The sequence below is a fragment of the Ardenticatenales bacterium genome (genome assembly GCA_020634515.1).
Classification (GTDB): domain Bacteria; phylum Chloroflexota; class Anaerolineae; order Promineifilales; family Promineifilaceae; genus JAGVTM01.
In genome coordinates this window covers 12,434-38,903 of sequence record JACKBL010000012.1, presented here as the reverse complement: position 1 = coordinate 38,903, position 26,470 = coordinate 12,434, and the positions used below count along the sequence as shown (strand labels likewise).

The following is a 26,470-nucleotide window of genomic DNA, read 5'->3' as shown; positions in this document are numbered from 1 at the left end:
CCGCACATTTTCGCTAACTTCGTTACGTCCGGCCTTTTATTCAAAGGCGTTCGTCCAACAGCTTGTTGACCAGGGTTGGGTTGGCTTTGCCTCGCGTGGCTTTCATGACCTGCCCCACGAACCAGCCGCGGAGTTGTGTTTTGCCGGCATGGTAAGCGGCCACCTGTGCTTCATTTTGCGCCAAAACCTGGCTCACGATTGGCGCCAGGGCGTCGGCGTCGGAGATTTGCGCCAGACCGCGGGCGGCGACGATGGCCGGCGCCGGCTCGCCGCCGCGGAACATTTCCGCCAGCACCTCCTTGCCCGTGTTCTGGTTAATCGTCTCAGCTTCCACCAGGCTGATTAGTTCTACCAAACCCGCCGGTGTCACGCGAATCCGGTCAATTTCCTGTTTGTGTTCGTTCATGAGGCTGAACAGGCTGTTGATCATCCAGTTGGCGACCTGGCGCGGGTCGCCGCCGGTGGCGATGGCGGCGTCAAACCAGTCGGAGACGGCGCGCTCGTCGGTGAGGATGTGGGCGTCGTAGGCGGAGAGGCCAAAATTGTGGCGATAGCGGGTGATGCGGGCGTCGGGGAGTTCGGGCAGGGCGGCGCGGGCCTGTTCGATCCAGATAGGGGGGATGGAAAGTGCCGGCAAATCCGGTTCCGGAAAGTAGCGATAATCCTCCGCCGCCTCCTTCACCCGCTGCGAGAAAGTCACCCGCCGCCCCTCGTCCCAGCCGCGCGTTTCCTGCACGACAGACTCCCCCGCCTCCAGCGCCGCCACCTGCCGCGCGAACTCAAACGCCGTCGCGCCCGCCAGGGCGCGGAAACTGTTCAGGTTCTTCACCTCCGTGCGCGTGCCGAAGTCCGTGGACCCCACCGGGCGTACACTGATGTTTGGCTCCACGCGCAGCACCCCCTTCTCCATGTCGCCCGAATTCACCCCCAGGTAGCGCAGCACCTGCCGCAGCTTTACGCCATAGGCATACACCTCCTCCGGTGTGCGTAAATCCGGTTCCGACACAATCTCCAACAACGGCACGCCGGAGCGGTTGTAATCCACCAGGGAGGAGCCATCGGAGAGGTGTGTATTTTTGCCCGTATCCTCCTCCATGTGGACGCGGCGGACGCCAATGCGCCGCGTCTCTCCCGACTCCAGCGTGATGTCTAGCCAGCCGTCCGTCGCCAGTGGCAGCTCGTACTGGCTGATTTGATACCCCTTGGGCAAGTCCGGGTAAAAGTAATTCTTGCGCGCAAAAATGTTATGTTCGTGAATGGTACAGTGCAGCGCCAGGGCCACACGCAGGGCAAAATCCACCGCCCGCCGGTTGATCACCGGCAGCATCCCCGGCATCCCCAGGCAAACGGGGCAAACGGCGCTGTTCGGCTGCGCCGTGACGCTGTCCACGACGCGGCAGCCGCAAAACATTTTCGATTCCGTCAGCAGTTCGGCGTGGACTTCCAACCCCACGACTAATTCATAATTTGTCATAACAGTACCATCAAGTCAATGTGAGCGCCTGGTTAAACGTGCTGATCGATGAGGATAGGGTTGCCGTCGGGGTCGAGTAACGTGATGTGGGCGGGGCCGGTGGTGGTTTCGTCTGCTTCGCTGACTAATGCTACGCCTTGCGCTTTCAGTTGACGCTGCAGCTCGCGCACATCGGTGAAGCTGTCCAATTTTTGCGCGTTGCTGTCCCAACCGGGGTTGAAGGTGAGGATGTTCTTTTCAAACATCCCCTGGAACAGGCCGATGACGTGTGTGCCATTTTTGAGAATGAGCCAGTTTTGGGAGGCGTCTCCCATGACGGCCTGGAAGCCAAGTTGTTCGTAGAACGCCTGCGAAGCCTTGATGTCCTTCACCGCCAGGCTAATTGAAAATGCGCCGAGTTCCATGCTTTGCTCCTTTTTCCTGTGAATGCCTGTTGTCAATGGGTGTGTTTCATTTTAGTTGACTGTTGCTTGCTGTAGGACAATTCGCTGAATTGTCCTCCGCCATGAAGGGACAATTTAGGCAAATTGTCCTACGGCGCGCGCAGCCTGAGCAACCCATTTGAAACACACTCATTGGGAAAACGCTTCGTTCACTTTGACCCCTCACATAGGTTGCCGTGCAACCTTTGATCGCGCTTGTCTGGGTGGATGAATGCCGGCATTTTCATCATCGGCGAGGCGCGTCATTTCAACTCTTGGCGACGCTATCCCTGCTCATTTTGATGCAGATGTAAGCGCCAAGAAAGGCTTCCAACAGGCTGAGGGGAATGGCATAAATGAGAATGCCAGGCGGAAGGACGCCCAGGTTCCAGGTGACGATCCACATCAAGGCAAAGCCCATGAACCAACTGATGAGGGTTGTTTGCCAGAGATTGAATCGGCGGGAGAGCAGGTAGATGGCGATGGCGAACAAAAAGCCCCAAACGACCCACACGATCCCGTTTTGGGGCGCGGATGGGTAGATCAACCCCAGCGATTCATAGTGGTTGATCCAATGGGTTTTGAGCAGGATTTCGTTGCGGAAAAATTCGGATGCGTTGATCCAAATGCCGGCAATCACCACAGCCACGATATTTCGGAAAGATGTCTTCATAGAGCGTCCTGAGGGTTTTGTCATAACACATCCGTTAACACGCGAGTCTCGTACCTGAAATCTCCACCTTGTTTTTTGAGACGCTTTCGCAGACGGAGAACGGAAGCATCATTTTCAACGGCGCGTGGGTTGTTGACCCTGGTGACGACAATCCGCGCGAAAAGTCTCCCATGGCTTTCTCTGATGAACGGGTCAAACATCTCCAAAGTGGCCGTGATTTGCTTGACGCCCGCCAACAGATGCCGGTCTTTTAATTCTACTGTTCTGCCTCAAAACGCAGCGTTTCACGAGACGAAAGAAACCTATCTCTCCGCAACTCTTCTGCTTTCTGGCGAAACGTGACGGTATCTTGAACAAGTAGCTTGAATTTCTCGCCAAAGCTGCCGCCTAGCCAGACGTTTGTAAAGCCCAGACCGTCATTAGAAGGCACAACCGCAACATACACACCATTACCATAGTCGTAGTACAAACGCATCAAAGCAAAGTGCGCCACCGGTCCATAGATGCCCAGGAATTTATCACGCGCCCGCCTGCCAAATTGGGAAAGGGAGTAGCCAGGTGGGGCGGGAGCTTCCTCAATGCCGTTGAGGATGTCCAACAAATAACGAAACAGATCATCCCGCAAGGATTTGAAGAAGTAAATGGCCTTACTGATCGTGCTTTTTCCACTCGCCTGCGGTCCGATAAAGACGAGAACGCTCCGTATTTCAATTTCAGCCTGCTTGATTGGACCGAAATTTTCAATCGTTAAATTTTGCATTGCTGACCTCGGCAAATTGGGCGCCGGCCTGCGCAAGGGGACCCATCGGCTGCCCATTAACCGTGGCGGCGCATGAAGGATTCGATGCGGTTGAGGGCTTCTTCGATTTTCTCGTAGGCGGTGGCGTAGGCGGCGCGGACGAAGCCGGCGCCGCTGGCCCCAAAGGCTTCGCCCGGAATCACGGCCACCTGCTCCTCGGCCAGCAGTCGGTTGGCGAAGTCGTCACTGCTCATGCCGCTGCGGGCGATGGAGGGGAAGGCGTAGAACGCCCCGCGCGGCTCAAAGCAGTCTAGCCCCAGCGTGTTGAAGCCGTCCACGATCAGGCGGCGGCGGCGGTCGTACTCCTGCCTCATGCGCGCCACGTGTTCCGCGCCGTCGGAAAGGGCGACGAGGGCGGCCATTTGCGCCGTGGTGGGGGCGGACATGATGGTGTATTGATGCACTTTGCGCATCGCGCCCAGCAGATCGGGATTGGCGCAGGCGTAGCCGATGCGCCAGCCGGTCATGGCGTAGTCCTTGCTGAAGCCGCCGAGGAGGATGGTGCGGTCGCGCATTCCGGGCAGGCTGGGGACGCAGGTGTGGGGGACGCCGTAGACGAGCTGGTCGTAGATTTCGTCGGAGATGATCAGCAGGTCGTGCTGTTCCGCGACGGCGGCGATTTCGGCCATGACGGCACGGGTCATGACGGCTCCCGTGGGGTTGTTGGGGTAGCCGAGGAGGATGGCTTTGGTCTTGGGGGTGATGGCGGCGGCGATCTCCGTTGCCGTGACCTGGAATTGGTTCTCCACGTAGGTGGGCACGGTGACGGGCGTGCCGCCGGCGAAGGTGACTTCGGGGGCGTAGGAGACGAAGCAGGGTTCGGGGATGATGACTTCGTCACCCGGATCGATGACGGCGGTCATGGCCAGGTAGAGGGCTTCGCTGACGCCGACGGTGATGATGATCTCGTCGTCGGGATTGTAGCTGACGCCATAAAGTTGCTGCAGGTGGCGGCTGAGGGCGGCGCGTAGTTCGATGGTGCCGCTGTTGGAGGTGTAGGCTGTTTCGCCGCGTTGGAGGGAGGCAATGCCGGCATTCAACACAGGTTGCGGCGTCACAAAATCCGGCTCGCCAATCCCCAGCGAAATCACATCCTCCATCGTGGCGGCAATGTCAAAAAACTTGCGAATACCCGATGGCGGCGTCGCCGCCACCCGGCGCGAAATATAACGTTGCATGATCTTATCCTCCTGATTCTACGGCGGAATTGTCGCCCACGAAAAGTTGCAGCGCCCGCCCCGTCACCCGCGCGTTTTGCCCGACCAATGTTTGTTTCAGAATACACGTTTGCACGGATGCGCCGGCGTCAATGATGCAGTCACTGACGATGCTGTTGGTCACGGTCGCCCCCGCGCCAATGGTGGCATAGGGGCCGACGACGGAAGCTGCGACCTGGGCATCGGGGTGCAGATAGACGGGAGGCACGAGCGTGAAGCCCTCGGCGGCGGCGCGGGCGGCGGCGTCGGGGCTGGCGGCACTGTTCTGTAGCAGTTGGCGATTGGTGTTGAGGATGTTGCGTGGATTGCCGGCATCCAGCCAATACGCAACCGGCGCCACCCGAAACTTCGCCCCCTGCTCCAGCAGCACCTCATACGCATCCGCCATGAAATACTCCCCCTTCGTCATGCGCCCTTCTTCCATCACAATATCAATTGCCTGACGCAACTGCGCCGCGTCGCGGAACCAGTTGATGCCCACCACGGCCATGCGATTCTCCATCGTCGCCGGCTTCTCCACAAACCGGGAGACAAACCCCGCTTCGTCCAGGGCTACCACCCCAAAAATGCGCGGATCCTCCACCTCCTGCACCAGGAAGGTAGCGTCCCCATCGCTGGCGAAATGGGCGAAATCCGCCTTAATAATGCCATCGCCAAAAGCGATCACCACTTCGCCCGCGTCCAGAAAATCGCGGCAAAGCCAGACGGCGTGCGCCTGGCCCAATGCCTGTTCCTGCACCACGAAGTGGCTGTCCAGGTGCGGATAGTTTTCCCGCACCCAGGCCTCAATCATGTCGCCCTTATAGCCCACGACAAACACCACTTCTTCCGTGGTGATCTCGTGCATCAGGTCGAGAATGTGACCCAGGACGGTGTTCCCCGCCACGTTCAGCAGCGGCTTGGGGCGGCTCCACGTATGCGGGCGCATACGTGTACCATAACCGCCGAGTAAAATGACAACTTTCATCTAAAACTCCTTCAAAAATGTAGGGCGATTTTCCAAATCGCCCGCCCGATTTGGAAAATCGGGCTACGACGGCACACCATTTTCATTCATGGTGGTCGGCGGCAGCCGGTGAAGTCTCCTCCGAGAATAGTGGATAATGGTCCGTTTTTGTTCCCGTTTTCTTTTCTCAGTTAGCCGTTTTTCGTGATGGGCGGCGTCCGTCGCCACCAGGATTCCGACTGTTCATAAGCAAAAGCGGCGTTGAGAATGGTTGCTTCTTGCAGGGTGTCGCCCATGAGTTGCAAGCCGATGGGCAGCCCCAATTCGTCGAACCCGCAGGGGACGGAGAGGCCGCAGCTTGCGCTCAGGTTCAGCGGCAGCGTCAAAATGTCCGCCAGGTACATGCTCAGCGGGTCGTTCGCCTTCTCGCCGATTTTGAAGGCGGTCGTGGGACTGGTGGGGGCGGCGATGACGTCTACGGTCTCGAAAGCGGCGCGGAAGTCTTGCTTGATGAGGGTGCGTACTTTCAAGGCGCGCCCATAGTAAGCGTCGTAATAGCCGGCGCTGAGGGCGTATGTGCCCAGCATGATGCGCCGCCGCGCTTCGGGGCCAAAGAGGGCGCGCGTTTTCTTCAGGGTGTCGATGACGTCGCTTCCGTTGACGCGGGGACCGTAGCGGACGCCGTCGTAGCGGGCGAGGTTGGCGCTGGCTTCGGCGGGGGCAATCAGGTAATATGCCGGCAACGCATACTTCGTGTGCGGCAGGCTAATGGAACGAATCTCCGCCCCCAACTGGGCCAACCGATCAATCGCCGCCAGCACCGCCGTCTTCACCGCCGGTTGCAACCCCGCGCCAAAATACTCCCCCGGCACACCCACGCGCAGCCCGCGAATATCCCCCGTAAGCGCCGCGTCATAATCCGGCACGGGCGCATCGATGGAGGTGCTGTCCCGCTCGTCATGGCCGGCGATAGCCTGGAAAATGGCCGTGCAGTCCGCCACGGTGCGCCCCAACGTAGAAACCTGGTCTAGCGAAGACGCAAAAGCGATCACGCCCCAGCGGGAGACGCGCCCGTAGGTGGGGCGCAATCCCACCAGCCCGCACAACGAAGCCGGCTGGCGCACGCTCCCCCCTGTGTCTGTACCCAGGGCGGCGTAGGCCATGCCCGCGGACACAGCCGCCGCGCTGCCGCCGCTGCTGCCCCCCGGCACGCGCGTCAAATCCCACGGGTTGCGCGTCGTCACGTAGGCGGAGTTCTCCGTGGACGACCCCATGGCGAACTCATCCGTGTTGGTTTTGCCCAGGATGATGGCTCCCGCTTCCCGTAACCGTTGTACCACAAACGCATCATACGGCGGGATGAAGCCCTCCAAAATCTGGCTGCCCGCCGTGGTTTCCACGCCTTCGGTACAGATGATGTCCTTCACGGCCACGGGGATGCCCAGCAGGGGCGAGTCGTCCCCTTGCCGGCGGCGGGCGTCGGCGGCGGCGGCCTGCTCCAGGGCCATCTCGTCCGTGATGGTCAGGTAGCTGCGCACGTCATTGTCAACGGCGACAATGCGATCAAGCATCGCCTGCGTGGCGGCAACGCTGGTGGCGCGCCCCTGGCGCAATGCGTCGCGCAGTTCAGTCAACGTAAGAGAAGAAAAGTTCATGAAGGGTAATGCCAAAGGGCGCATCCGTATTTAAGCTGGGAAATGACAGATGTGCGGGAAGGGTTCTTGTTTGGCGGATAGGCCAACGTCGATTTTGCACGAACCCAAAGAAACAAAAGCAGGGCGCGTGCCCTGCCACATTTGTGAGATGGAAATTTGCCAGGTGACTGCCCGGTTTCCGAGCAAGACCCGCCGGGTTCGGTTTGTTTATGAGATGCTTCTCAAGGAAATCTGGCAGGTCTACGTGTATGGATACGCGCTTTCAATCTTCCAGAATGGCCTGTATCCTGAACTGATCGTTTTCCTGTTCCGGCGCGTTGAACAAAGCGTCCGACGGGGATAGCGACGGCTGCACCCGATCGTCGCGCAGCACGTTATGCCGCACGACGGCGTGCGTGGTGGGGGGGATGTCGTCCAGGTCTAGCTCGCTGATCTGGGCCACATAGTCCAGGACGGCGGAAAGTTGCCCCAGGTATTGCTCCATGTCCGCGTGGGTGAGTTCGAGGCGGGCCAGGTGCGCTATTTTTTCAACGTCTGCCAGGGTGAGAGACATGGTAATGATAATTGGCAACTGCTAAGCCAGATTGGACCAATTTCTAGAGAGCGTTAGCGTTACGATAATTGTTCATTTGCCACCCCCGAAAGATTGGTGGTCCTGTCGGGAATCGGGGGTGTTTGCTTGCGTTTTCGCGGGCATTATAGCATTGGCGCGCAGGGGAGACAAAGCAGGCGGCGTGGCGGCGCTAGGCAAACCAGCGTCGGATCATTTCTACTTGAAACTGGTAGGCCGCGCCGTTTGGTTCGATGAGTTCGCGCTGTTGCAGTTGGTGGAGGGTGGCGTCAACGCTTGTGCCGAATTGTTGGCGCAGGGTGTCGAGGGGGAGGGGGCCGGTTGCGCTCTGGCCGGCGAGGAAGCGGAGGACGTTGAGGCCGTGTTGCCCGACCTGGTTGCGTTCGATATCCACGAAGAAGAAGCGCCCGCTTTTTAAGGCACGCGCGACGGCTGTTTCGATGTCGGAAATGCCGGCAACGAACCGCTCCGTGACTGGCTGTTCATTTTTGGCGTTGACAATCTCGTAGCACAACAACTGCACCAGGTGGGGATGGCCGCGGGTGAGGTGGCAGATATAGTCGCTTGCGGCCGGGGCATAGTGCAGCCCAAAACGGGGAATAGGACGCTCTACCAACTGGCGCACAGCCGGTTCCTGCAAATAGCTCAAGTGCAACACCTGCGTATTGATAAGGTAGCTGGCCCAATGGTCGAACATCTCCAGCGGGTGCGAACTGGCGAACAAGAGGCGAAAAGTGGGGCGATGCTGAATCAGATGCCGCAGTAGATTCATGATGGCTGTTTCATCGAGGCCGCGCTGCCGCAGAATGGCATCCAGCGCCTCAAATTCATCAAAAATGAGCAGCCCCACTGCCTGGTTCTCCTGTGCGAGTATGTCTTCCACCTGCCGCAGCCAGTCGTTGAACGCGGGAAACGGCTTGTCCGCCAGGCTATCGCGCGCCAGGTCAGGCAGGGTCAGACGGCGGTGCTGCATGGCGGAGCGCCGCATCTGCCAGATGGCGTTGTAGAGCAAGTCGGCGTAATTCTGGCAGCCGGCCAATCCTTGCCCATCAACGTAGAGGGGGACGATGGCGTTCGGGAGCAACCGACCCAGGTTGTGCAGGAGCGAGGTTTTGCCCATACGCCGCTGCCCGTCGAGGAACAGTGGGGGATGTCGCTGGTCCAAAATCTGCTGCTCAATGCGGCGGCTGATGTCGGTGCGTCCGACGAATATGTGCTGTTGGGCCGTCAGGGGCACGCCAAAAATATACGGGTTGTCGATTTCTTGCTGGTGGTCGACTTGCCGCGTGAGTTCGTGGGCGTGCGTGGTGATGATCTGTTGCCAGCGGAGGGCAATGGGGAAAAAACGGGTTGCATACAGGTTGTTGCTGCGCTGCAATTCGTGCGACAGCAGTTCGAGGCGGTGGGCAATTTCGTGCAGGGTCAGGCGCTGGTGGTAGCGAATGGTCTGGTTGAGGGCGGCCTGTGTGTCCTGGCTGAGGTGTTTGAAGCTGGCGAAGACGGGCGTGGAGGATTCTGATAGATATTCGGAACCCAGGTGTTTATGAATGCCGGCAATTTCCGCCACCGTTGTACAGGATTCCATCCGTCGCGCTTCCAATTCAATACTGGCGGCCTGCGCCGCCCACCGCTGATGGCCCGTGGTGAGGTAGGCCATGGCCGTTTTCGCCGTGGCCGGGTCTGGCGTGGCGATCCAGACCAGGTAATTGTCCAGGCCGTACAGGGGCAATCGTTGTTGCTCATCCCAGAAGGCGGAATGCCAGTGCAGCAGGCGTGGCGCGTCTGGGGGACGCTGTCGATCCAGGTAAAAGATGAGGGTGTTCCAGGCCATGGCGAAGGGGTAGAAAAGCAGGGGACGCCAGAAGGAGAAACTCAAACCGATAATGCTGCTGAGTATGCCCGAAAGGAGCAAGGTCAGTGGGTTATGATTGCCCGTGGCAATGAGGGCGAGGGCATAGAGACTGCCGCAACCGATGGCCCCGGCGGCGGCTCCGGCCCAAACGCCTGCCAGCCGCCGCGCGAGTTGGAAGGGGAAGATGTACATGACGCTAAACAAGATGCCCGTGCCAACGCCGACGGGGAAGTTGCGATAGATTTTGGGGATGTTTGCGGCCAGGAGGAAAGTGAGGATGACGAGGAGGGCGAAGGCGATTCCGGTGAGGATATTTTTGCGGGAGCGGCGGGCCGGCAGGCGTGTAACAATGACGAATCCGATGCCGAGGGCAATGCCGGCACTTAGCCCCAATGGCACAATACCGGCGATATGATTGGCTTGCCCGGAAATCACCTCCCCCGCCGTGCCGCGGCTCAACACCAACGCCAGCCCCAGCCCGGCTCCTAAAATGACGCCGCTGACAAAAATGCCCACGATGACCGCACCCAACTGCTGCCTGATTTCATAACGCTGCCGCCCGCCAGAACTCACGCTGATGGAAACGCTGGCGATGACGCCGGAAGCAAAGCCGACGCCGGCAATTCGGGACACGTAGTTCAGTAAATCGGGTGACGCCTGGAAGAGTGGTAGGGCAGATAGTTGCTGCCAGGCCAGAGCCAGTATCGTCACCAGCAGCAGACTGACGACCATGCCCCAACCGACGAAAATGCCGCCACATATCGTGAGGGTAATGACGATGGCGCCGGTGGCCGTGAACAGGTGTGTGATCGTGATGACGACTTCTGGGTTGAGCAGACCAAGACGCTCCCCGCCGACGAGCCAACTGAGCAGGATGATGATGAGTGTTGCCAGGAGAGGCGAGGCGATGAGTGTCAATAATAGTGGGCGGGCCGCGGTCCGTTGCGTTCGGGTCAGGTGCAGTAGTGAGATGTCCGCCTCTTCCTCACTGCTCAGGCGCTGCATGTAGGCGCGCCAGGCGGAGGGGCGAAAGGTGAGCCAGAAGAGCAGTTGCAGGCTGGCGCAAACAGGGTGGGGGTGGAGATCGGGCGCGTCCGTGAAGGTCATGGTTGGGAGATGGGAGGCTGGTGGTTTATGCCGGCATTTCCAGCAAGTGGCGATGATGTTTGATCTGGCGCAAGCCATCCTCGCGCCAAAGCTGGTCATGTTGACCTGTTTCCAGCGCTATCAGGCGGATGGCACAGAGAATTTGCAGCAGAGCCGGCCAACCTTTGCTTTGTTCCAAGATCCATGCCGTATCTTCCGCCGCAAAAGGGACCGGGGAACTGGCAATCAAGGCACGCGCTTCCGTTTCCCTCAATGGCCCCAGATTGATGGCGTAGCCAAAGATGTTGAAGAAGGGGGAGGGTTTGCCGTAATCCTGCGCCAGTTCGACGGGTTGTTTATGCGAGGTGACCACAATACCCAGGTTGCCGCCTGTCTGGTTGGTGACCAGAGAGCGCAGATTCCACCAGAAGGGCATGTCCAATTCTGGCGAGGCCAGGGCGGCTTCGATTTTGTCCAGGAGAAGAATGGCCGGCATGTGCAAATTCTCACTCACCGCCTCCATAAACGTATTTAGCTCGCACGGTTCAGGGCGGGGGATCTCTAACTGGTCCATCAGATAGCCGAGAAAGGTAGACTGGCGCAGCATACGGCTGTCCTGAAAATCCACAAAGACCCAGCGGTAATGTTGTGGATGGGGGAGCCAATCCTGTCGCTGGTCGGGGCGTAGCGATGGCGTCGAGGCCGTCGTGATTTGCCGCAGATAATGCAGCAGCGAGGTTTTTCCGCTGCGGCGCGCGCCCATGACGGCCACGTGTTGCAACATGCCCCCTTGCAGGCGATGAAAGATTTGCTTTAGCTCCCACTCCCGCCCGAAAAAGTCTCGTGGACGCAAAATAGGCGGGCCGGCAATAAACGCGGCCGGTGACATGGCTAGCGTGGATGCGGCCGGCGGCTGCCTGTTTGCCGGCACAGGAGAATGATTTTCGGATAGCGCCCTACGCCCGGCCACCGACTGCGTCGCCAAAGGGCGCTCAATCCTTGAGCCGGGTCTGGTGGAGTGGTTCTGGGGTGGCGAAGATGCCGGCATCACAAGAATCTTCTCGCTTAGTTGGTCCGGGTAGGGATATTCCGCTGCCACCAGGAAAGCGTTCAACCACTCGCCGCTCAAATGTCCCTGGCTGCGCTGGATCAACAGGCGCGCCAGCGTTTCAATGTCATCAATGGTCGGCGGCAAGTACCCTTTGCGCCACCGTTCCACCGCGCTCCCCCCTTTGCGCTGCAAGGCATAACCTAGCTCATCCTGCACGACGCTGAGATTCTTGTTCTCCAGCGTCTTGATGATGTAGATAGCCTGTGACAACATGCGGCTGAATGCTTCATGCTTGGGCATTACGTACACCTCGAATGATAGCGATGTTCCTGAACGGAAAAGACTTGGATTTCGGAGCTGTCGCGCCGGGGGATGTTATTCTGTCGCTGCGCTGCCGATTGGGGGAGTATCTACCCGGCAGTTACTTTGGGGTGATGAATGGAGCGGACATGCCGGCATTTTGCGGCATCCATCCTGATTGTTTTGGGTTTTGGCAGACATGTTTGACGCTGAAAAGGCAGCCGAACGACGTGTGGAGCGGGAGCGATTATGCCGGCATCAATACAACGGAGTTGCCTTGAAACAAGAGTAGCTGGTTCGCGGGGATGCAATTGATTGACTGCGCAACTGGCAAAATCCTGCCCCTGATTATACCCGATCTGAAAAATCGGATCACTAAATTCCCCCACCTCTGATCCCAAAATTCGGATGATGACTCCGCCAATTCGTAGCCGCAACCCGATACGATGACCGCTATGTCCGTTGTCGCATCAATCCGCGACAAAACTTTGCTGATCGTTGCCAGAGTGCGACTATCGCCTACATCCGGGAGGAAATCAGATGCAATTTAAGAAGCTTAACAGATGGCAAAAGGCAGCGCTGTTCGCCAGCAATCTTTTGTTGCTCATGCTGCTCTTTACCATGGGAATCGCGTATGCCGGCAGCGCCCAAGAAACCGGCGCGGGCATCGCCGCGTGTGGGGCTATTACCACAAACACGACCTGGGCGCTTGTTGATAGCCCTGTTCTGGTGACGTGCGACGTAACCGTCAACGGCTCTATCACCCTGACCATTGAGCCAGGCGTGGAAGTGCAATTTGAAGCTGCCGCTTACGATCTGATTGTCAATGGTATTCTGTTGGCGCAGGGCACGCCGACGCAGCCGATCACCTTTACTCGGGGCGGCGCAAACAGTAACTGGGGGGGGATCCAAATCAGTAGCAGCGGCGCGGCTGTGTTGGACCATACGGCCATCACCTATGGTGGAGACCCCAGCAGCAACGCTCGCTACGGCCTATCCATCCAGTCCTCTAATGTCACCGCTTCCAACAGCGTTATCAGCGACACATTCGCTGCCCCCCTGTACATCAGCAACGTGAGCGCCGACCCCACTCTGAATAACCTCACATTGGTTAATAATGGCGCCGATCGCATTGAATTGCAGGGCAATGTCAGCCTGGCGGGAAATCGTACCCTGCGCCAGATTGGTCCGAATCCCGTACCCTATCGCTGGATAGATGGGGACGTGACAGTGCCCAACAACCTGGTTCTGACGGTTGAACCGGGAACAGAAGTGCAATTTGCCAATCTGGCGCACGACCTGCACGTTCAAGGCGATCTGGTCGCGCTGGGGACCGTGGCGCAGCCGATCACCTTCACCAACGGGTTCGATAGCTACTGGGGAGGCATACGCATCTATGGTTCCGCCACCGCCGACCTGGACCACGTGACCATCGCCCAAGCGGGGCACGTGAACGGCAGTTTGGGGCGCTCTCTGTGGCTGGATACATACCAGGTGAACATCGCCAACACCACCATCCAGAACGGATACGGCACGACGACGCCCATTTACATCGCTAACGTGGCGGGCAATCCAAACCTGAGCAACGTTACACTGGTGGGCAACACGATTAACCGTATTGACCTGGAAGGAAACGTCACCCTCACCGCCAACCGCACACTGGGGCATATTGGTCCCGTGCCCGTGCCATACCGTTTCCTCAGCAACGTCACCGTCCCCAACAACCGCATCCTGACGATCATGCCGGGGGTGACAGTCGAGTTTCAAAGCACAAGCCACAGGCTGCTGGTAGACGGCACATTGCTGGCGGCGGGGACGGCGGCTATGCCCGTGACCTTCACGCGCGGCCAGGATACCTGTTGGGGCGGCATTAACATCGGGTCGGCGGGGACGGCCACGTTTGATTACGCCGTTATCGCCTACGGCGGTCACCCGAATGGCTCGCAGCATCACTCCTTGACGCTTTACTCGCCCAACGTGAGCGTAACCAACACCACCGTGCAGTTTGGGTGCGGCACGGAATCCCCTATCTGGCTCTCTAATATGGCTGGCAATCCCCTCTTCAGCAACCTGACGCTAACAGGCAATGCCACCGATTACATTGACTTACAGGGAGACATCACGCTGACGGGGAACCGCACCCTGGCGCACATCAGTGGCCCTCAATCCATCCCCTATCGCTTTGAAGGAGACGTGACCGTTCCCGTTAACTTACAACTCACGATTGAGCCGGGCGTGGAAGTGCAGTTCGAGACTGTAGCCAAACGCCTGTTCATTAACGGAGACCTGGTGGCGGACGGAACGCCGACGCAGCCTATTACATTTACCAGCGGCGCGGATGACTTCTGGGGAGGGATGCGCATCCAGGCCGGCGGAACCGCTGTGCTTGATTACGTGACGATTGATTCGGCCGGGCACAGCAGTGGGCTGAACCGCTCGCTTTCCATTGGCTCGCCCGACGTTTCCGCCACCAATGTGAGGATTCAAAACGGATATGGCGCGGAAGCGCCCATCCTCATTTCCAATATCGCCACTGACCCGTTCTTCAGTAATCTGACGTTGAATGGAAATGGCAAGAATTACATTGACCTGGAAGGGAATACGACCCTGGCCGGTAATCGCACCCTGGCCGCTGAAATTGGACCGCAGCCGATTCCTTATCGCTTTGAAGGAGACATGACGATCCCCAATGGGCGCGTGCTGACGATTGAGCCAGGCGTGGAGTTGCAGTTTGAGGCGGCAGCGCACGATCTATACGTGAGCGGCAACCTGATTGCCGCGGGCACGATCACGCAGCCGATTACGTTCACCAATGGCACGGATGATTATTGGGGCGGCATTTACGTCAATCCTACGGGGTTGGCGGATTTCCATTACGTGACGATTGAAAATGGCGGCCATACCAGCGGCATTGCCCGTTCCCTGATTATTCAATCGGGGGACGTGACGCTGGTGCACAGCCGCATCCGCAACGGATTTGGGGCGGACGCGCCTGTGTGGCTGCGCAATGTGCCCGCGGATCCCATTTTTGACGACTTTGAGTTGACGGGGAACGGGATAGACCGCATTGACGTGGAGTCTGCGTCCCTATCGGGTAACCGCACGCTGGCGCTGATTGCCCCTACGCCCATTCCGTATCGCCTGGAGGGGGATGTGACCATTCCCGCGGGATACGTTTTGACGATTGAGCCGGGCGTGACTGTGGAAATGGAAGCGACGGGCACGGATTTGTGGGTAGATGGGGAACTATCGGCAGTGGGGACGCCGGCGCTGCCGATCCTGTTCACGAACGGCGCTTCCAATTATTGGGGTGGCATCTATGTGAATGCGGGCGGCAAAGCAACGCTGGATGATGCCACGCTGGAGCGCGGCGGGCATACGGATGGCACTTACGCGCGTTCGCTGTGGATTAATTCCAACCAGGTGAGCGTGTTGAATACGGTGGTGCGGGACGGATATGCCGGCAATCCGGCCACCATTGCTCCCATCCACATCACCAACCTGGCCAATGGCGACCCCCTGATCGCTAACCTGACCCTGACAGGCAACGGGGCCAACAAGATCGAGTTGGGCGGTGGCGCGCTGGTCGCTAACCGCACCCTGACCGCCGTTGGTTCGACGCCCATCCCCTACTTGTGGGACAGCGACGTAACCGTGCCCGTGGGGCGTATCCTGACTGTAGAGCCAGGCGTAGAGGTGCAGTTCAAGAACACGCCGCATGATCTCTTTGTGGCCGGCAGCCTGTTTGTGATGGGTACGGCGGCGCAGCCCGTGACGTTTACAAACGGCGTGGATAATTACTGGGGTGGCATTCGCATTGACAGCGGGGCCAATGTGGTGATGAATGACGCCATTATTGAAAAAGGCGGGCATAGTAGCAGTGACGTTGACCGTTCTCTCTTGATCAATTCTGACAACGTTTCCTTTGCGAATGTGACGGTGCGCAATGGCTTTGCCGGCACGGGCGCGCCCATCTGGATTGGCAACATTGCTGGCGGCGATCCGGCCTTCGCCAACCTGATCCTGTCCGGCAATGGCTATGACGTGATAGAACTGGGTAGCGGCGCGTTGAGTACCAATCGCACGCTGGCTCTAATTGGCCCGGCTCCGATTCCCTATATGTGGGATGGGGACGTGACCGTGCCCTCAGGCCGCACCCTCACCGTCCAGCCGGGCGTCACCGTGCAATTCAAGTACACGTCGTATGACCTGCTGGTGGATGGCAGCCTGATGGCTGATGGCTCACCGTCGCAGCCGATCACGTTTACCAATGGCCTGGACGGAAACTGGGGCGGGGTGCGCATCGGTGTGGACGCCACCGCGTTGCTGGATTATGTGACGATTGAGAAGGCAGGGCATGTAAATGGCAATCATGCGCGGGCGCTGGCGATTTACGCGGGGCAGCAGGCGGTGATTTCCAACACAACCGTGCGCGACAGTTATGCCGGCACCGGCGCGCCAATCTGGCTGAACATGGCTGTCTCCAGCGACCCCCTCATCAGCAACCTCACCCTCAGCGGCAACGGCTCCAATCATATCGAATTGAGCGCCGCCACCCTCACGGGGGATCGGACGCTGGGCGCGGTGGGGCCGCAGCCCGTCCCCTTCCGCTTTGAGGGCGACATCACCGTGCCGCACGACATGGTGTTGACCGTGGCACCAGGGACAGAAGTGCAGTTTAAGAACACAACGACGGGTATTTGGGTGCATGGGGACATGAACGCTGATGGCACGCAGGCGCAGCCGATCACCTTCACGGGTGGCCTGGATACCTACTGGGAGGGCATCTACGTGTACACAGACGGTATGGTGGACCTGGATTATGTGACGATGGCCTACGCGGGACATAGTGCGGGGGACATGGACCAGGCGCTGACTGTCCGCTCCAATACCGTGAACCGCCCGTCTACGGTCACCAATTCCATCATCCGGGACTCGTTCAGCCAGGCCACGGGTATCTACATCTCTGATGGGGCGGAGCCAACGATCATGAATACGCAACTGTTGCGTAACAAGAATGGCATACGCATCATTGCCGGTCGCCCGTTCTTGATTGAAAACAGTTATGTGGGAAACACGGATTATGGTGTTCTCAATGAATCCACGCTGCTGGATACGCTGGACGTGCGCCATAGTTGGTGGGGAGACGCTAGTGGTCCCTATCACCCTTACCTGAATCCGGGCGGGCTGGGGGATCGCGTCAGCGACAATCTTATCTTCGATCCCTGGCTGTTGGGCGCGCCTGGGGACGTTTGTACGATGGACCTGGCTGCCAGTTACGACGGAGCCAATCTGGTGCTGGATTATGATCTGTACACGGGGCCGACGAATGTGAAGTGGAACAACTTCGTCAACGTCAATGGACAGTGGCAATCTCTGTTTACTTCGCAACTTCCGGCGAACACCAATTATCAGAACACATTCACGTTCCCGCTGGCGAATGCCGGCAATGTCGTTGTCTTCACCATCTTCTGGACGCAGCAAACGGGCATGTTGTGCTACGACTTCGCCGTTGTCGACACAGGCGCGTTAACGCCAGATGGCCTGACTCAGTTTCAGACGCTCGCCGTTGTCCACGAGTCATTCCGGTCGATGATGCCCGAGCAGGATATTGAGTCGCTTTACACACAGGCGCTGTACCTGCGTGGCCTTGACCGGAACGGTCGCCGCCTGCGGTAACCGGGACATCATCCCCTCGCCTTGCTGGCAGCAGGCGGACATTTGATTGTCCGCCTGCTGTCCCACCTGTTTGAAAAATCGGATCGCTCTCGCCCGTGCCGATCCGAAAACACGGACGCTCGCGCCTGATTCTCCACACGTGTACGTCTTATACTGTTTTTTGTGTTGTTCCGTCGCTCGAAGCTAGACAGGTTGCTAGACCCGACAACTAACCATTTCTCGAAAAATCAATTAGGTTTCAGGGTTTTGCCTCGAATCACGGCCAGTTTCTCAGGGGATGCTGGCGGTGCATTTGGGCTACCTGGGTGCAAAAAGGAGGTTCAGGGGACAGAAGCGTAAAGCATGTTTGATCTTTGTTGTTGATTTTGACTCAGGTTAATGCCGGCAAAACAGGGAGCCATGACTTGGTGGATACCGGCACGCAATAAAAACGCAAAACTGCATAACGGCCAGCAGCCAGCCCTCGTCATCGCCCGCCACCCCTGAGAGAACAGGGAAAGGTATGCCCACTCGACTCTAGTGTATCCCACCTTGTCAACATCCGTGTGACGCACTTGCCACACACCAACTGAAACGCAAACAGATTGAAAAGGAGAATGATGATGTTCCATTTTTCCAGAACAATGCGCAGAGGTGCGCTTTTCGCATGGATCGCTGTCATGCTGGCGCTGTTTGTAGCGCCCGCTTATGCCAGCAACCAATATGACTGGGTGCGGTTAACGCCGACCACCAGCCCTCCCGCTGGCGATAACGTGGCTATCGCATACGACGCTGCCAACAATGAAATCGTGATGTTCACCCTGAACGCGGAAACCTGGGTCTGGGATGGCGTTACCTGGACGCAGCAGTTTCCTGCTGTTTCACCCCCCGCCCGCGATGTGGCGGGCATCGTCTATGATACGGGTAACAGCCAGGTCTTGCTTTTTGGCGGACGTCAAAATGGGTCACAGGAGTTGGGCGATACCTGGACATGGGATGGCGTGAACTGGACACAGCAGTTTCCCGCTAATTCCCCCTCAGCCCGTTATGGACACAGGATGGTGTACGATGTCGCTCGCGGCGAGGTTGTTCTCTTTGGCGACAGCCAGGGCGTGCGCGACGATACCTGGGTTTGGGATGGGACGGATTGGACGGAGCGCACGCCGCTCACCACCCGCCCGCCCGCCCGGCGCGAATCCATGATGGCTTACGATGAGGCGCACGCCGAAGTGGTTGTCTTTGGTGGACAGTACGCGGGTGGGCATTATGCGGACACCTGGGTTTGGGATGGTAGCGATTGGACGCAGCGATTGCCGGCCAACTCTCCATCTGCGCGCTATGCCACGGACCTGGACTATTTCCCTCCTCTGGGGCAGGCGATCCTGTTTGGCGGGCGCGATGCTGCCAATAATTTGGATGACACCTGGGCCTGGAATGGCGTGAACTGGACCCAACTGGAACCAGGCCCCGTGGGCAGCCGCCCCTCGGCCCGTCACGCCAATTACATGGCGTACGATCCTAATCGCGCCGAGCTGATTATGTTTGGCGGCAGCGTCAACAATGACGAAACCTGGTCGTTTCAAGCCACATCCTCGCTGCAAAACCTGGTTGACGTTGCCAACCCATTCGACACGATCACGCTAGACAGTGGGCGTTCCTATGTAGGGGCCACCGTCAACGTGGATGACCTGACGATCAACCTGAATGGAGCCACCATCCTGGCCGGCTCACCCGGCCTGATTATCGCCGCGGACAACGTCACCGTCACCTGCGCCGACAGCGGCGGCGTGCTCGACGGGGACACGGGCGGCGGCCCCAGTACCTTCCCGGGCATCCTGGTGCAGGCGGGCGCGGACAACGCCATCATTGAAGGGTGCGAAATCCTCAATTGGGCGGATGGCGTGCAGGTCGAGGGGGACGTCACTTCTTTCAAACTGTTGAGCAACTACATCCACGACAATACGGACGCCGGCCTGCAAATAGACAGCGGCGTCAGCCTGAGCGGCGTGGTGACAGCGCGCGGCAACCTGTTCAAGGCCAACGGGGGCAACGGCATCCAGCACGACGGGGCCACCGCCCTGGACGCGCAGTACAACTCCTGGGGCGACATCGGCGGCGCGGCCTCCGGCGACGGCGTTGGCGGCAGTGGCACGACGGACGCCAGCAACCCCACCTTCTCCGAAGTGTTCTTCGCTCCTGTCCCTGGGGATACGAACCAGACGCAAACCTCCCTCTACGTGGGGCAAAGCACACAAACGACGATTGACGTGGACGCCGCAGGGCTGTATGGGGTGCAGTTCCGCCTGCTGTATGACAGCACCCGCCTGAGCCTGACAAACGCGACGGCGAGTACGTTCGCGGGGACAGGCGACTGCTCCCTCATTACCAACGTTGCCGGCGAAGTGAGCGGTTACTGCTATCGCCAGAACCCGGACGCGGACGCGGCAGGCGTGGACACGCAGGCGATCACGCTGGATTTGACTGCTATTGCCTCCGGTACGGCCGTGTTTGATGTGCTCACGGGCGCGGGCAGCAACCTGAACAGCACGGCGCAAGGCGGGGTGAAGGTGTACGTGAACAACGGCGGCTACGGTGCGGAGGCGGGCAGCGGGCTGCGCGTCATCCTGGACAACAACGACGGCGAAATCATTATCATTGACATGACGTTTACAGGTTTCATAGACCTGGAGGGTCGCGGCGATGACGCCGGCGGCGAGATGCACATCTTTGACCAGGCAACCATCGCCACGGCCACGGAAATCGCGGGCGGCGGCAGCGCCAGTTCCGGCGCGTACACCACCAGCGCCCTGACGTTGGGGGCAACGACTTATTACCTGTATGCGGATGCGCCGCTGTTCCTGCCCACCACCCCCGACAGCGCCACGGACTACGCACACAGCAAGACGGTTACGGCTCCGGACAACCCGGACGGATCGGTGAACCTGGCCTTGCTGCAACTGTTGGGCGGCGACGCCAGCGACGACAACGTCATTGGTCTGGCGGACGCCACCTGCATTGGCACGGACTTCGGCACGGGCGGCAGCACCTGCACCGGCGGCGCGGGCGCAGACTCCGACGTCAACGGCGACAGCGCCATTGACCTGTTGGACCTGGTGCTTATGTCCGGCAACTACAGCAAAGACAGCAGCCCCTGGACGCCATAGGGACGGCAGCTTTTCGTGGGGTCGCAGCCAGCCTGTCTGGCTGCGACCTTTTTGTCAAGACCAACAACGCTTTTGAGGTGAATCAATGGGTACTTCTTTTTACACCTTCGACAACGCCTTCACCTTTGGCTTTCCCCACTACGGCACCGTCGGCGTCTTCACCCAGATGTCCACGCAGGCCGGGATCGTCTGCTACGATTTTGAACTCGTGAACACGTTGGGCGCGGTTCGTTGATACAACCGCGTCGAAACCGGCGGCGGAACACGTCTTCAGTGCATCCCGCCGCCGGTTTTGCCTTAGGAACGGAAATTGAACAAGACAACGAAGTTGTTTCCTGACCGTTCCTGCAAACTGACGATGCAATGCCGTACTTTATTTCGTCGTCAGCCCTTAACGAACGGGAAAGCCGCTCTTCGACAATGGTTACACAACTGGCGTACAGGATAGAACGCCTCCGCCGGTACCGAATCTGGCAAGTATGGTGGTGGGTAGCAGTTTTGTGCTGGATGGCCTCGGTTTCGCGCGTGTTTGCCGCCAGCGACTTGCAACCATTGGTAGACGCCGCCAATCCGGGCGACACCATCACGTTGCAGCCAGGAGAAACATACACGGGGGCGGTCATTGACAAGCAGAACCTGACCATTGACCTGAATGACGCCACGATTGTGCCCGGACCATCCGGCGCAGCTTTGACCATCACTGCCGCGGATACGTCTCTTATCTGCTTCGCAGGGGGCCTCATTGATGGCGACCTTGACGGTTATCCGGGCGACCCGGCTTTGCCCAGTCCCCATCCGGGCATTGTGGTGCAGGTGGGGGCGGACAATTTGATCATTGATGGCTGCGAGGTGCGTCATTGGCTGGATGGTGTGTCGATTGCCGGGAGCGTGACTTCGTTCAAACTGGTCAATAGCTACTTGCATGAGAACAGTGATGCCGGCATTCACATCGACACCAACGTGATGTTGAACGGCGTCGTGACCCTGCGCGGCAATTTGTTCAAAGAGAATGGTGGCAGCGGTATCGTGCATGACGGCCTATCCCCGTTGGATGCCCGCTTTAACAGTTGGGGACACATGGATGGCGCGGCTGCCGGCGATGGCGTTTCCGGAAGTGGTGTTGTGGATGCAGGTAACGCTACATTTGCCGAATTGTTCTTCGCGCCGGATCCGACAGATGCCGGCATTGAAGAGCGCGTCGTCGAGGAAGCGGAAATCTTTGACACCGCCATCATGGTGGACGCCGCCGAACTATACGCTGTCCAGTTTGCCATCACCTACGACCCCGCCTTGCTGGACCTGGTGGCGGCCACGCCCGCCCAGTTCGCCGCCGATGGCGGCCTCTGCTTCTTCACGTCCCTGATTCCGGGCGAGGTGGGCGGCTACTGCTATCGCTTCAACCCCGCCCCCACGGTGAACGCTGTGGCCGTGCCTGTTGTCACGCTGACGTTTGTGGCGCTGGCGCAAGGTACTGCCGTTGTGGATGTGCGTACCGACCCGCTGCACCTCAGCAGCGGCGCGCCTGGCGGCGTGATGGTGTATGTCAATAATGGCGGATTTGGGCCGGCACAGGGGAGCGGCCTGCGTTTGATTACAGATGAGGACGACGGACGTATTGTCATTGACGTGCCGACGGCGGTGACGGAGATCGTGGTGGTGGTGGCGGAAAATGCCGGCAACAGCCCCTGGTACTGGTTGAGTCTGGCGATGATAATGATTGGCGTGAGCTGGTGGCTTATATGCCGGCAATTTAGCGGTCCCGCCACAGAGCGCAAAATCCGCACTCATTCGTGCCCCCCACTCAGGACAGTCGCTACCCGATCTGCTCCCTATCGGTCCTACACATGGCGCTAATGATGTCCGCCGCGTCCCCTTCGACCACGGCGACGATGGTGTCCCCTTTTTGCAATACCGTGTCGCCGTGGGGAATGATCAGGCGGCGTCCGCGGCGGATGCTGGCGATGACGGATTGGTGCGGCCACTGGAGTTCGCTGAGGCGTTTGCCGGCAGCGCGCGAATGCGGCTCAATCGAAAACTCCTCCACATTGATGCCGCTCACCGCTCCCAGGCGCACCTGATGGGCGCGATGACGAAAGGCGGCGCGGCGGCTCAAAGCGATGTCGTAGGCGCGCACGAGATCGGAGCGCCGCAGCACTCCCAACAACTTCGTCATATCATCCCGCGCCACCACAGGCAGGCGACCAATGTCCCGTGCCCCCATGCGGCGCAGCGCCGTGCCGATCGTCTCGTCAGGGAACGCTGTCAGCAGTTCCCGCGTGCAATACTGCCCCACTGTTTTGAGCATCTTGCCGGCCTCACTCTGGCCGCGCTCCAGGTCCTGCACTGTGAGGATCCCCATCAATGCTCCCGCCTCGTTGACCACGGGCAGCCCATGATGGCGCGTACGCATCAGCACCTCGGCGGCGTGAGCAAGCGTATCCGTATCCTTCAAGGAGTTGCCTGATTTCTGCATCACTTCGCTGACCGTGATCCCCTCCAGCACCTCCACGTCGCGCCCACGCTCCAGGCGAATTCCCTTACGCGCCAGCCCCAGTTCATAGACGGATTCTTCTTGCAGTCGCCGCGAGACAAACAGGCTAATGGCTACGGCAAACATGACCGGCAGGATAATGCGGTAGTCGTTGGTCATCTCAAAGAGGAGAATGATAGCCGTGAGAGGGGCATGGACCGCGCCGGCGAGGACGGCGGCCATGCCCACGAGGGCGAAGGCAGCGGGGACGACGACGACCGTGGGAAATAGCTGGTGCATGATCGTGCCATAGGCCGCGCCCAGAGTCGCGCCCAGGAAGAGGGATGGGGCAAAAACGCCGCCGAGGAAGCCGCCACCAATGCTGATGGCGGTGAGCAGCAGCTTGGCGACGAGGAGGATGAGCAAGAGACCAACGCCGGGGGTGATGCCGCCCAGCAATCGTTCCACGGTGGTGTAGCCGACGCCGAAAATCTGGGGCAGGCGGATGCCCACAAGGCCGACGATGAGGCCGGCCACGACGGGTTTGGTCCAGCGGGGAATGTGCCAGCCGTTGAAGGCGTCTTGCGCGGCGTAGATGGCGCGGGTGTAGAGGGCGGCGATGGGGCCGGCCAGGAGGCCGAGGCCGAGGTAGAGGGGAAATTCCCAGGCGGAGTAGAAGGAGTAGGATGGCACGCGGAAGGCGGGCTGTGGACCGGATAATGCCTGGGTGACGACGGCGGAGATGACGGCAACGAGGGTGATGACGCCAAACGCGCCGGAACCGAGTTCGCCGAGGATGAGTTCCAGGGCGAAGAACACGCCGGCAATCGGGGCGTTGAAGGCGGCGGCGATGCCCCCGGCTACGCCAGCGGCCACGAGGGTACGCACTCGTTCGTCGGAGAGGCGCAGCAGTTGACCGAACATGGAGCCAAGGTTGGCTCCAATTTGGACGGAGGGGTCTTCCGGGCCGAGGGATGCGCCCGCGCCGAGGGAGATGGCGGAGGCGACGGCTTTGAAGGGCATGACTTTGTAGCGCAGCCGACCGCCTGCTAATGCGACGGATCCCATAATGCCGGCAACGCCATGATACCGCTCCTCATCAATGAAAAAGTGCAGCAGCCCGCCGACCACCAGGCCCCCCAACACCGGCAGCAGAAAAACCGTCCAGGCCCCCAGCGGCTCCAGAAAGCCACCTACGTCCTCAAAGGCAACTTTCTGCACAATCTCGATGAGTTGCTTGAACAGCCACACCCCACCGCCGCTGGCCAGTCCGACCACCAGCGCCGCCGCCCCCAATACAACCGATTCCGACGGCTGCCAGCGGTCAATCAACCGCGCCATTCGTCCACTAAAACGCAAAGAAAAAGCCTTCATTTTTGTCATGTCTTACAGCAGAAAATCAACCGGCCATTCAAGAACCAAACCGCGTCAAGGCGGCGACGGGTACGGGAACGCGCGCAGCAACCTTGCGCTATCCAAACACGGGAGTATAAGCCCGAACGGGATTATTCTCAAGCGGTTGTCGGCTGATTCAGGGATTTACCAAAGAGTGTACGCCAGGTGAGCTAAGACTACATGGCTTTTCATTCCCCCCCCCCGTAGTCCGATTTTCCAAATCGGACGGTCCCATTTAGAAAATGGGACAACCCCATCCTGTAATCCGATTTTCCAAATCGGATGGTTCAACCCCATCCTGTTGTCCGATTTGGAAAATCGGACAACTCGTTCCGTTTAGGTGGGTTCATTCTCCAAGAAAGACTCTACTGAAAAAAGGCCAAAAACCGGGTTTTTGCACATGAACCACTCTGGTAATTTCAGCCGAACAATCAAAAAACCCGGTTTTTTCAGTGAACTCAAGAAAGAACCCGTCTTGGGGAGAACGAAATACTGGACGGTCACTTGGGGTTTCCGGCGTCACGGCGAATGGCTTCTCGCAGTTCTTCGTAACTCCGCACCGCCTCCGTTTGCTCTACTTGCCGCGCCAGGGCGATGGCTTTTTCCACGTCGGCCAGCGCCCCCTGGGGCTGACGCAACTGGCGTCGCGCCCGCGCCCGCATCTGGTAGAGGGTGTGGAAGTGGGGGTTTGGCTCCATCCCCTCGCTTTCGACGACGGCAACGGCCCGATCCAGGTAGCGCAGGGATTCCGCCGGTTTGCCCATGTCCAGGTAGCGCAGGCCAATCAGGTAGTTGGCGCGACGGACGCCATGGGGGTCGGAGAGGCCCATTTGCAATGCTTTTTCGGCGGAGGTGGCTGCCTGGCTGGGGATGTGCCGCTTGCCCACGGCCTGCAAGGTGGCTTTTTCCAACCAGCCGGCGGCGCTGTCGGGGTGTTGCGCCAGGAAGGCGTCCAGTGCCCGTTCGGCCTGGCGGGGCGTGCCTGTCTGGATGAGGGCCTGCACCAGCCGAAGTTGCGCCGCCGCGTCATGGGGCTGTGCCTGGGCTTCGGTTTGCAGGGCATGCAGGCGGTCCTGGGCGGCGGCATTGGCAAAGTGGGGCATCTCAAAGAAGCCGCGCCGACTTAGCCGCCAGTATGCGAGGAGAATGCCGGCATGAACCACCGCCGTCATCCCACTCAACAAAGGCGTGGCGCGGAAATTGTAGATCGTCACCCAGTCGCCGAACAGACCCATGGCCGAGAAAACCGGATAGTAAATGAGGGCGTAGAAGATGTGCAGGCGCAGGGCGCGCAGGCCAAAGAAGCGGAGCGAGCTGGTGCGGCGGGTGCGGAACCAGAGCCAGAGGGCCAGACCGTAGATCAGCGTGCCGATTGTGCCGGCAACGGCAATCACCCAATCCTGCGCCGCCCTAAACGTGCCCGTAGGGACGACAAAACCCCAAAAAACGCGGTAGCCAAACTGCACCACCTGCCCGCCGCTGAGCCAGATCGCCAGCGCGTGCCCAAACTCATGGACCGCCACGCCGGGAGGAATAGCCAGAAAAAAGGCGGCTTCTTCGGCGCGGCGCTGCTGTTCGGGCGTCAGGGGGTTGCTGCCCAGGCGGGCGCGATCACGCCATGTTTCGTAGGCAATGCGCAGGGCGCGGTAAATATAATAGAGAGAGAGGAGGTCAAAGAGGGAGGTGATAAAATTGAAGGACATGGTTCTGACCGGGGTCAAATTCGCGGCGGATTTT

At 59.3% G+C, this 26,470-nt stretch carries 17 protein-coding genes; 5 read left to right on the top strand and 12 right to left on the bottom strand.

All coding sequences use genetic code 11. The features are described 5' to 3' along the window. Positions 1-40: 40 nt before the first annotated feature. The 10 genes from gatB to H6650_22265 form a co-directional block, all read right to left on the bottom strand. Entirely contained in the window at positions 41-1,474 is a 1,434-nt protein-coding gene (gene gatB / locus H6650_22310) for an Asp-tRNA(Asn)/Glu-tRNA(Gln) amidotransferase subunit GatB (protein ID MCB8954747.1), read from the bottom strand. Positions 1,475-1,506: 32 nt separating this feature from the next. After that, positions 1,507-1,878 (bottom strand): VOC family protein, encoded by a 372-nt coding sequence (locus H6650_22305; GenBank protein MCB8954746.1) that lies wholly within the window; start codon positions 1,876-1,878, stop codon positions 1,507-1,509. A 286-nt stretch (positions 1,879-2,164) separates the two neighbouring features. Continuing rightward, a complete protein-coding gene (locus H6650_22300; GenBank protein MCB8954745.1) occupies positions 2,165-2,569 on the bottom strand; it encodes a hypothetical protein in 405 nt (134 codons plus the stop codon). A 256-nt stretch (positions 2,570-2,825) separates the two neighbouring features. After that, a complete protein-coding gene (locus H6650_22295) occupies positions 2,826-3,329 on the bottom strand; it encodes an AAA family ATPase (GenBank protein MCB8954744.1) in 504 nt (167 codons plus the stop codon). 56 nt (positions 3,330-3,385) lie between these two features. Next, positions 3,386-4,549 carry an aminotransferase class I/II-fold pyridoxal phosphate-dependent enzyme gene (locus H6650_22290; protein ID MCB8954743.1) on the bottom strand — a complete coding sequence of 388 codons (1,164 nt, stop codon included), beginning with the start codon at positions 4,547-4,549 and terminating at the stop codon, positions 3,386-3,388. Between the two features lies 1 nt (position 4,550). Beyond that, positions 4,551-5,552, bottom strand: coding sequence for an NTP transferase domain-containing protein (locus H6650_22285; protein MCB8954742.1), 1,002 nt, complete (start codon positions 5,550-5,552; stop codon positions 4,551-4,553). A 170-nt stretch (positions 5,553-5,722) separates the two neighbouring features. Next, the gene (gene gatA, locus H6650_22280; protein ID MCB8954741.1) at positions 5,723-7,186 is read right to left on the bottom strand and encodes an Asp-tRNA(Asn)/Glu-tRNA(Gln) amidotransferase subunit GatA; all 1,464 of its coding nucleotides are present in this window, start codon (positions 7,184-7,186) and stop codon (positions 5,723-5,725) included. A 262-nt stretch (positions 7,187-7,448) separates the two neighbouring features. Next, on the bottom strand, positions 7,449-7,739 hold the full coding sequence (gatC, locus tag H6650_22275) for an Asp-tRNA(Asn)/Glu-tRNA(Gln) amidotransferase subunit GatC (GenBank protein MCB8954740.1): 291 nt from the start codon (positions 7,737-7,739) through the stop codon (positions 7,449-7,451). 190 nt (positions 7,740-7,929) lie between these two features. Continuing rightward, entirely contained in the window at positions 7,930-10,716 is a 2,787-nt protein-coding gene (locus tag H6650_22270; GenBank protein MCB8954739.1) for an ATP-binding protein, read from the bottom strand. A gap of 25 nt (positions 10,717-10,741) precedes the next feature. After that, positions 10,742-11,743 (bottom strand): ATP-binding protein, encoded by a 1,002-nt coding sequence (locus H6650_22265; protein ID MCB8954738.1) that lies wholly within the window; start codon positions 11,741-11,743, stop codon positions 10,742-10,744. Between the two features lie 347 nt (positions 11,744-12,090). Between H6650_22265 and H6650_22260 the strand changes: the two genes are divergently transcribed. The 5 genes from H6650_22260 (at position 12,091) to H6650_22240 (ending at position 22,722) form a co-directional block, all read left to right on the top strand. Further along, on the top strand, positions 12,091-12,327 hold the full coding sequence (locus H6650_22260) for a hypothetical protein (GenBank protein MCB8954737.1): 237 nt from the start codon (positions 12,091-12,093) through the stop codon (positions 12,325-12,327). Positions 12,328-12,586: 259 nt separating this feature from the next. After that, complete coding sequence (locus tag H6650_22255) at positions 12,587-17,725, top strand: hypothetical protein (GenBank protein MCB8954736.1); 5,139 nt, start codon at positions 12,587-12,589, stop codon at positions 17,723-17,725. A 659-nt stretch (positions 17,726-18,384) separates the two neighbouring features. Then, entirely contained in the window at positions 18,385-20,868 is a 2,484-nt protein-coding gene (locus H6650_22250; protein ID MCB8954735.1) for a right-handed parallel beta-helix repeat-containing protein, read from the top strand. A gap of 85 nt (positions 20,869-20,953) precedes the next feature. Beyond that, positions 20,954-21,103 carry a hypothetical protein gene (locus H6650_22245; GenBank protein ID MCB8954734.1) on the top strand — a complete coding sequence of 50 codons (150 nt, stop codon included), beginning with the start codon at positions 20,954-20,956 and terminating at the stop codon, positions 21,101-21,103. Between the two features lie 272 nt (positions 21,104-21,375). Continuing rightward, positions 21,376-22,722: a right-handed parallel beta-helix repeat-containing protein gene (locus H6650_22240; protein ID MCB8954733.1), complete on the top strand. Its 1,347-nt coding sequence runs from the start codon at positions 21,376-21,378 to the stop codon at positions 22,720-22,722. Here H6650_22240 and H6650_22235 read toward each other — a convergent pair. Beyond that, the gene (locus tag H6650_22235; GenBank protein ID MCB8954732.1) at positions 22,682-24,721 is read right to left on the bottom strand and encodes a chloride channel protein; all 2,040 of its coding nucleotides are present in this window, start codon (positions 24,719-24,721) and stop codon (positions 22,682-22,684) included. The two genes, H6650_22240 and H6650_22235, sit on opposite strands and share 41 nt — an antisense overlap. Positions 24,722-25,233: 512 nt before the next feature. Then, positions 25,234-26,436: a M50 family metallopeptidase gene (locus H6650_22230; GenBank protein MCB8954731.1), complete on the bottom strand. Its 1,203-nt coding sequence runs from the start codon at positions 26,434-26,436 to the stop codon at positions 25,234-25,236. Positions 26,437-26,470: the final 34 nt, after the last annotated feature.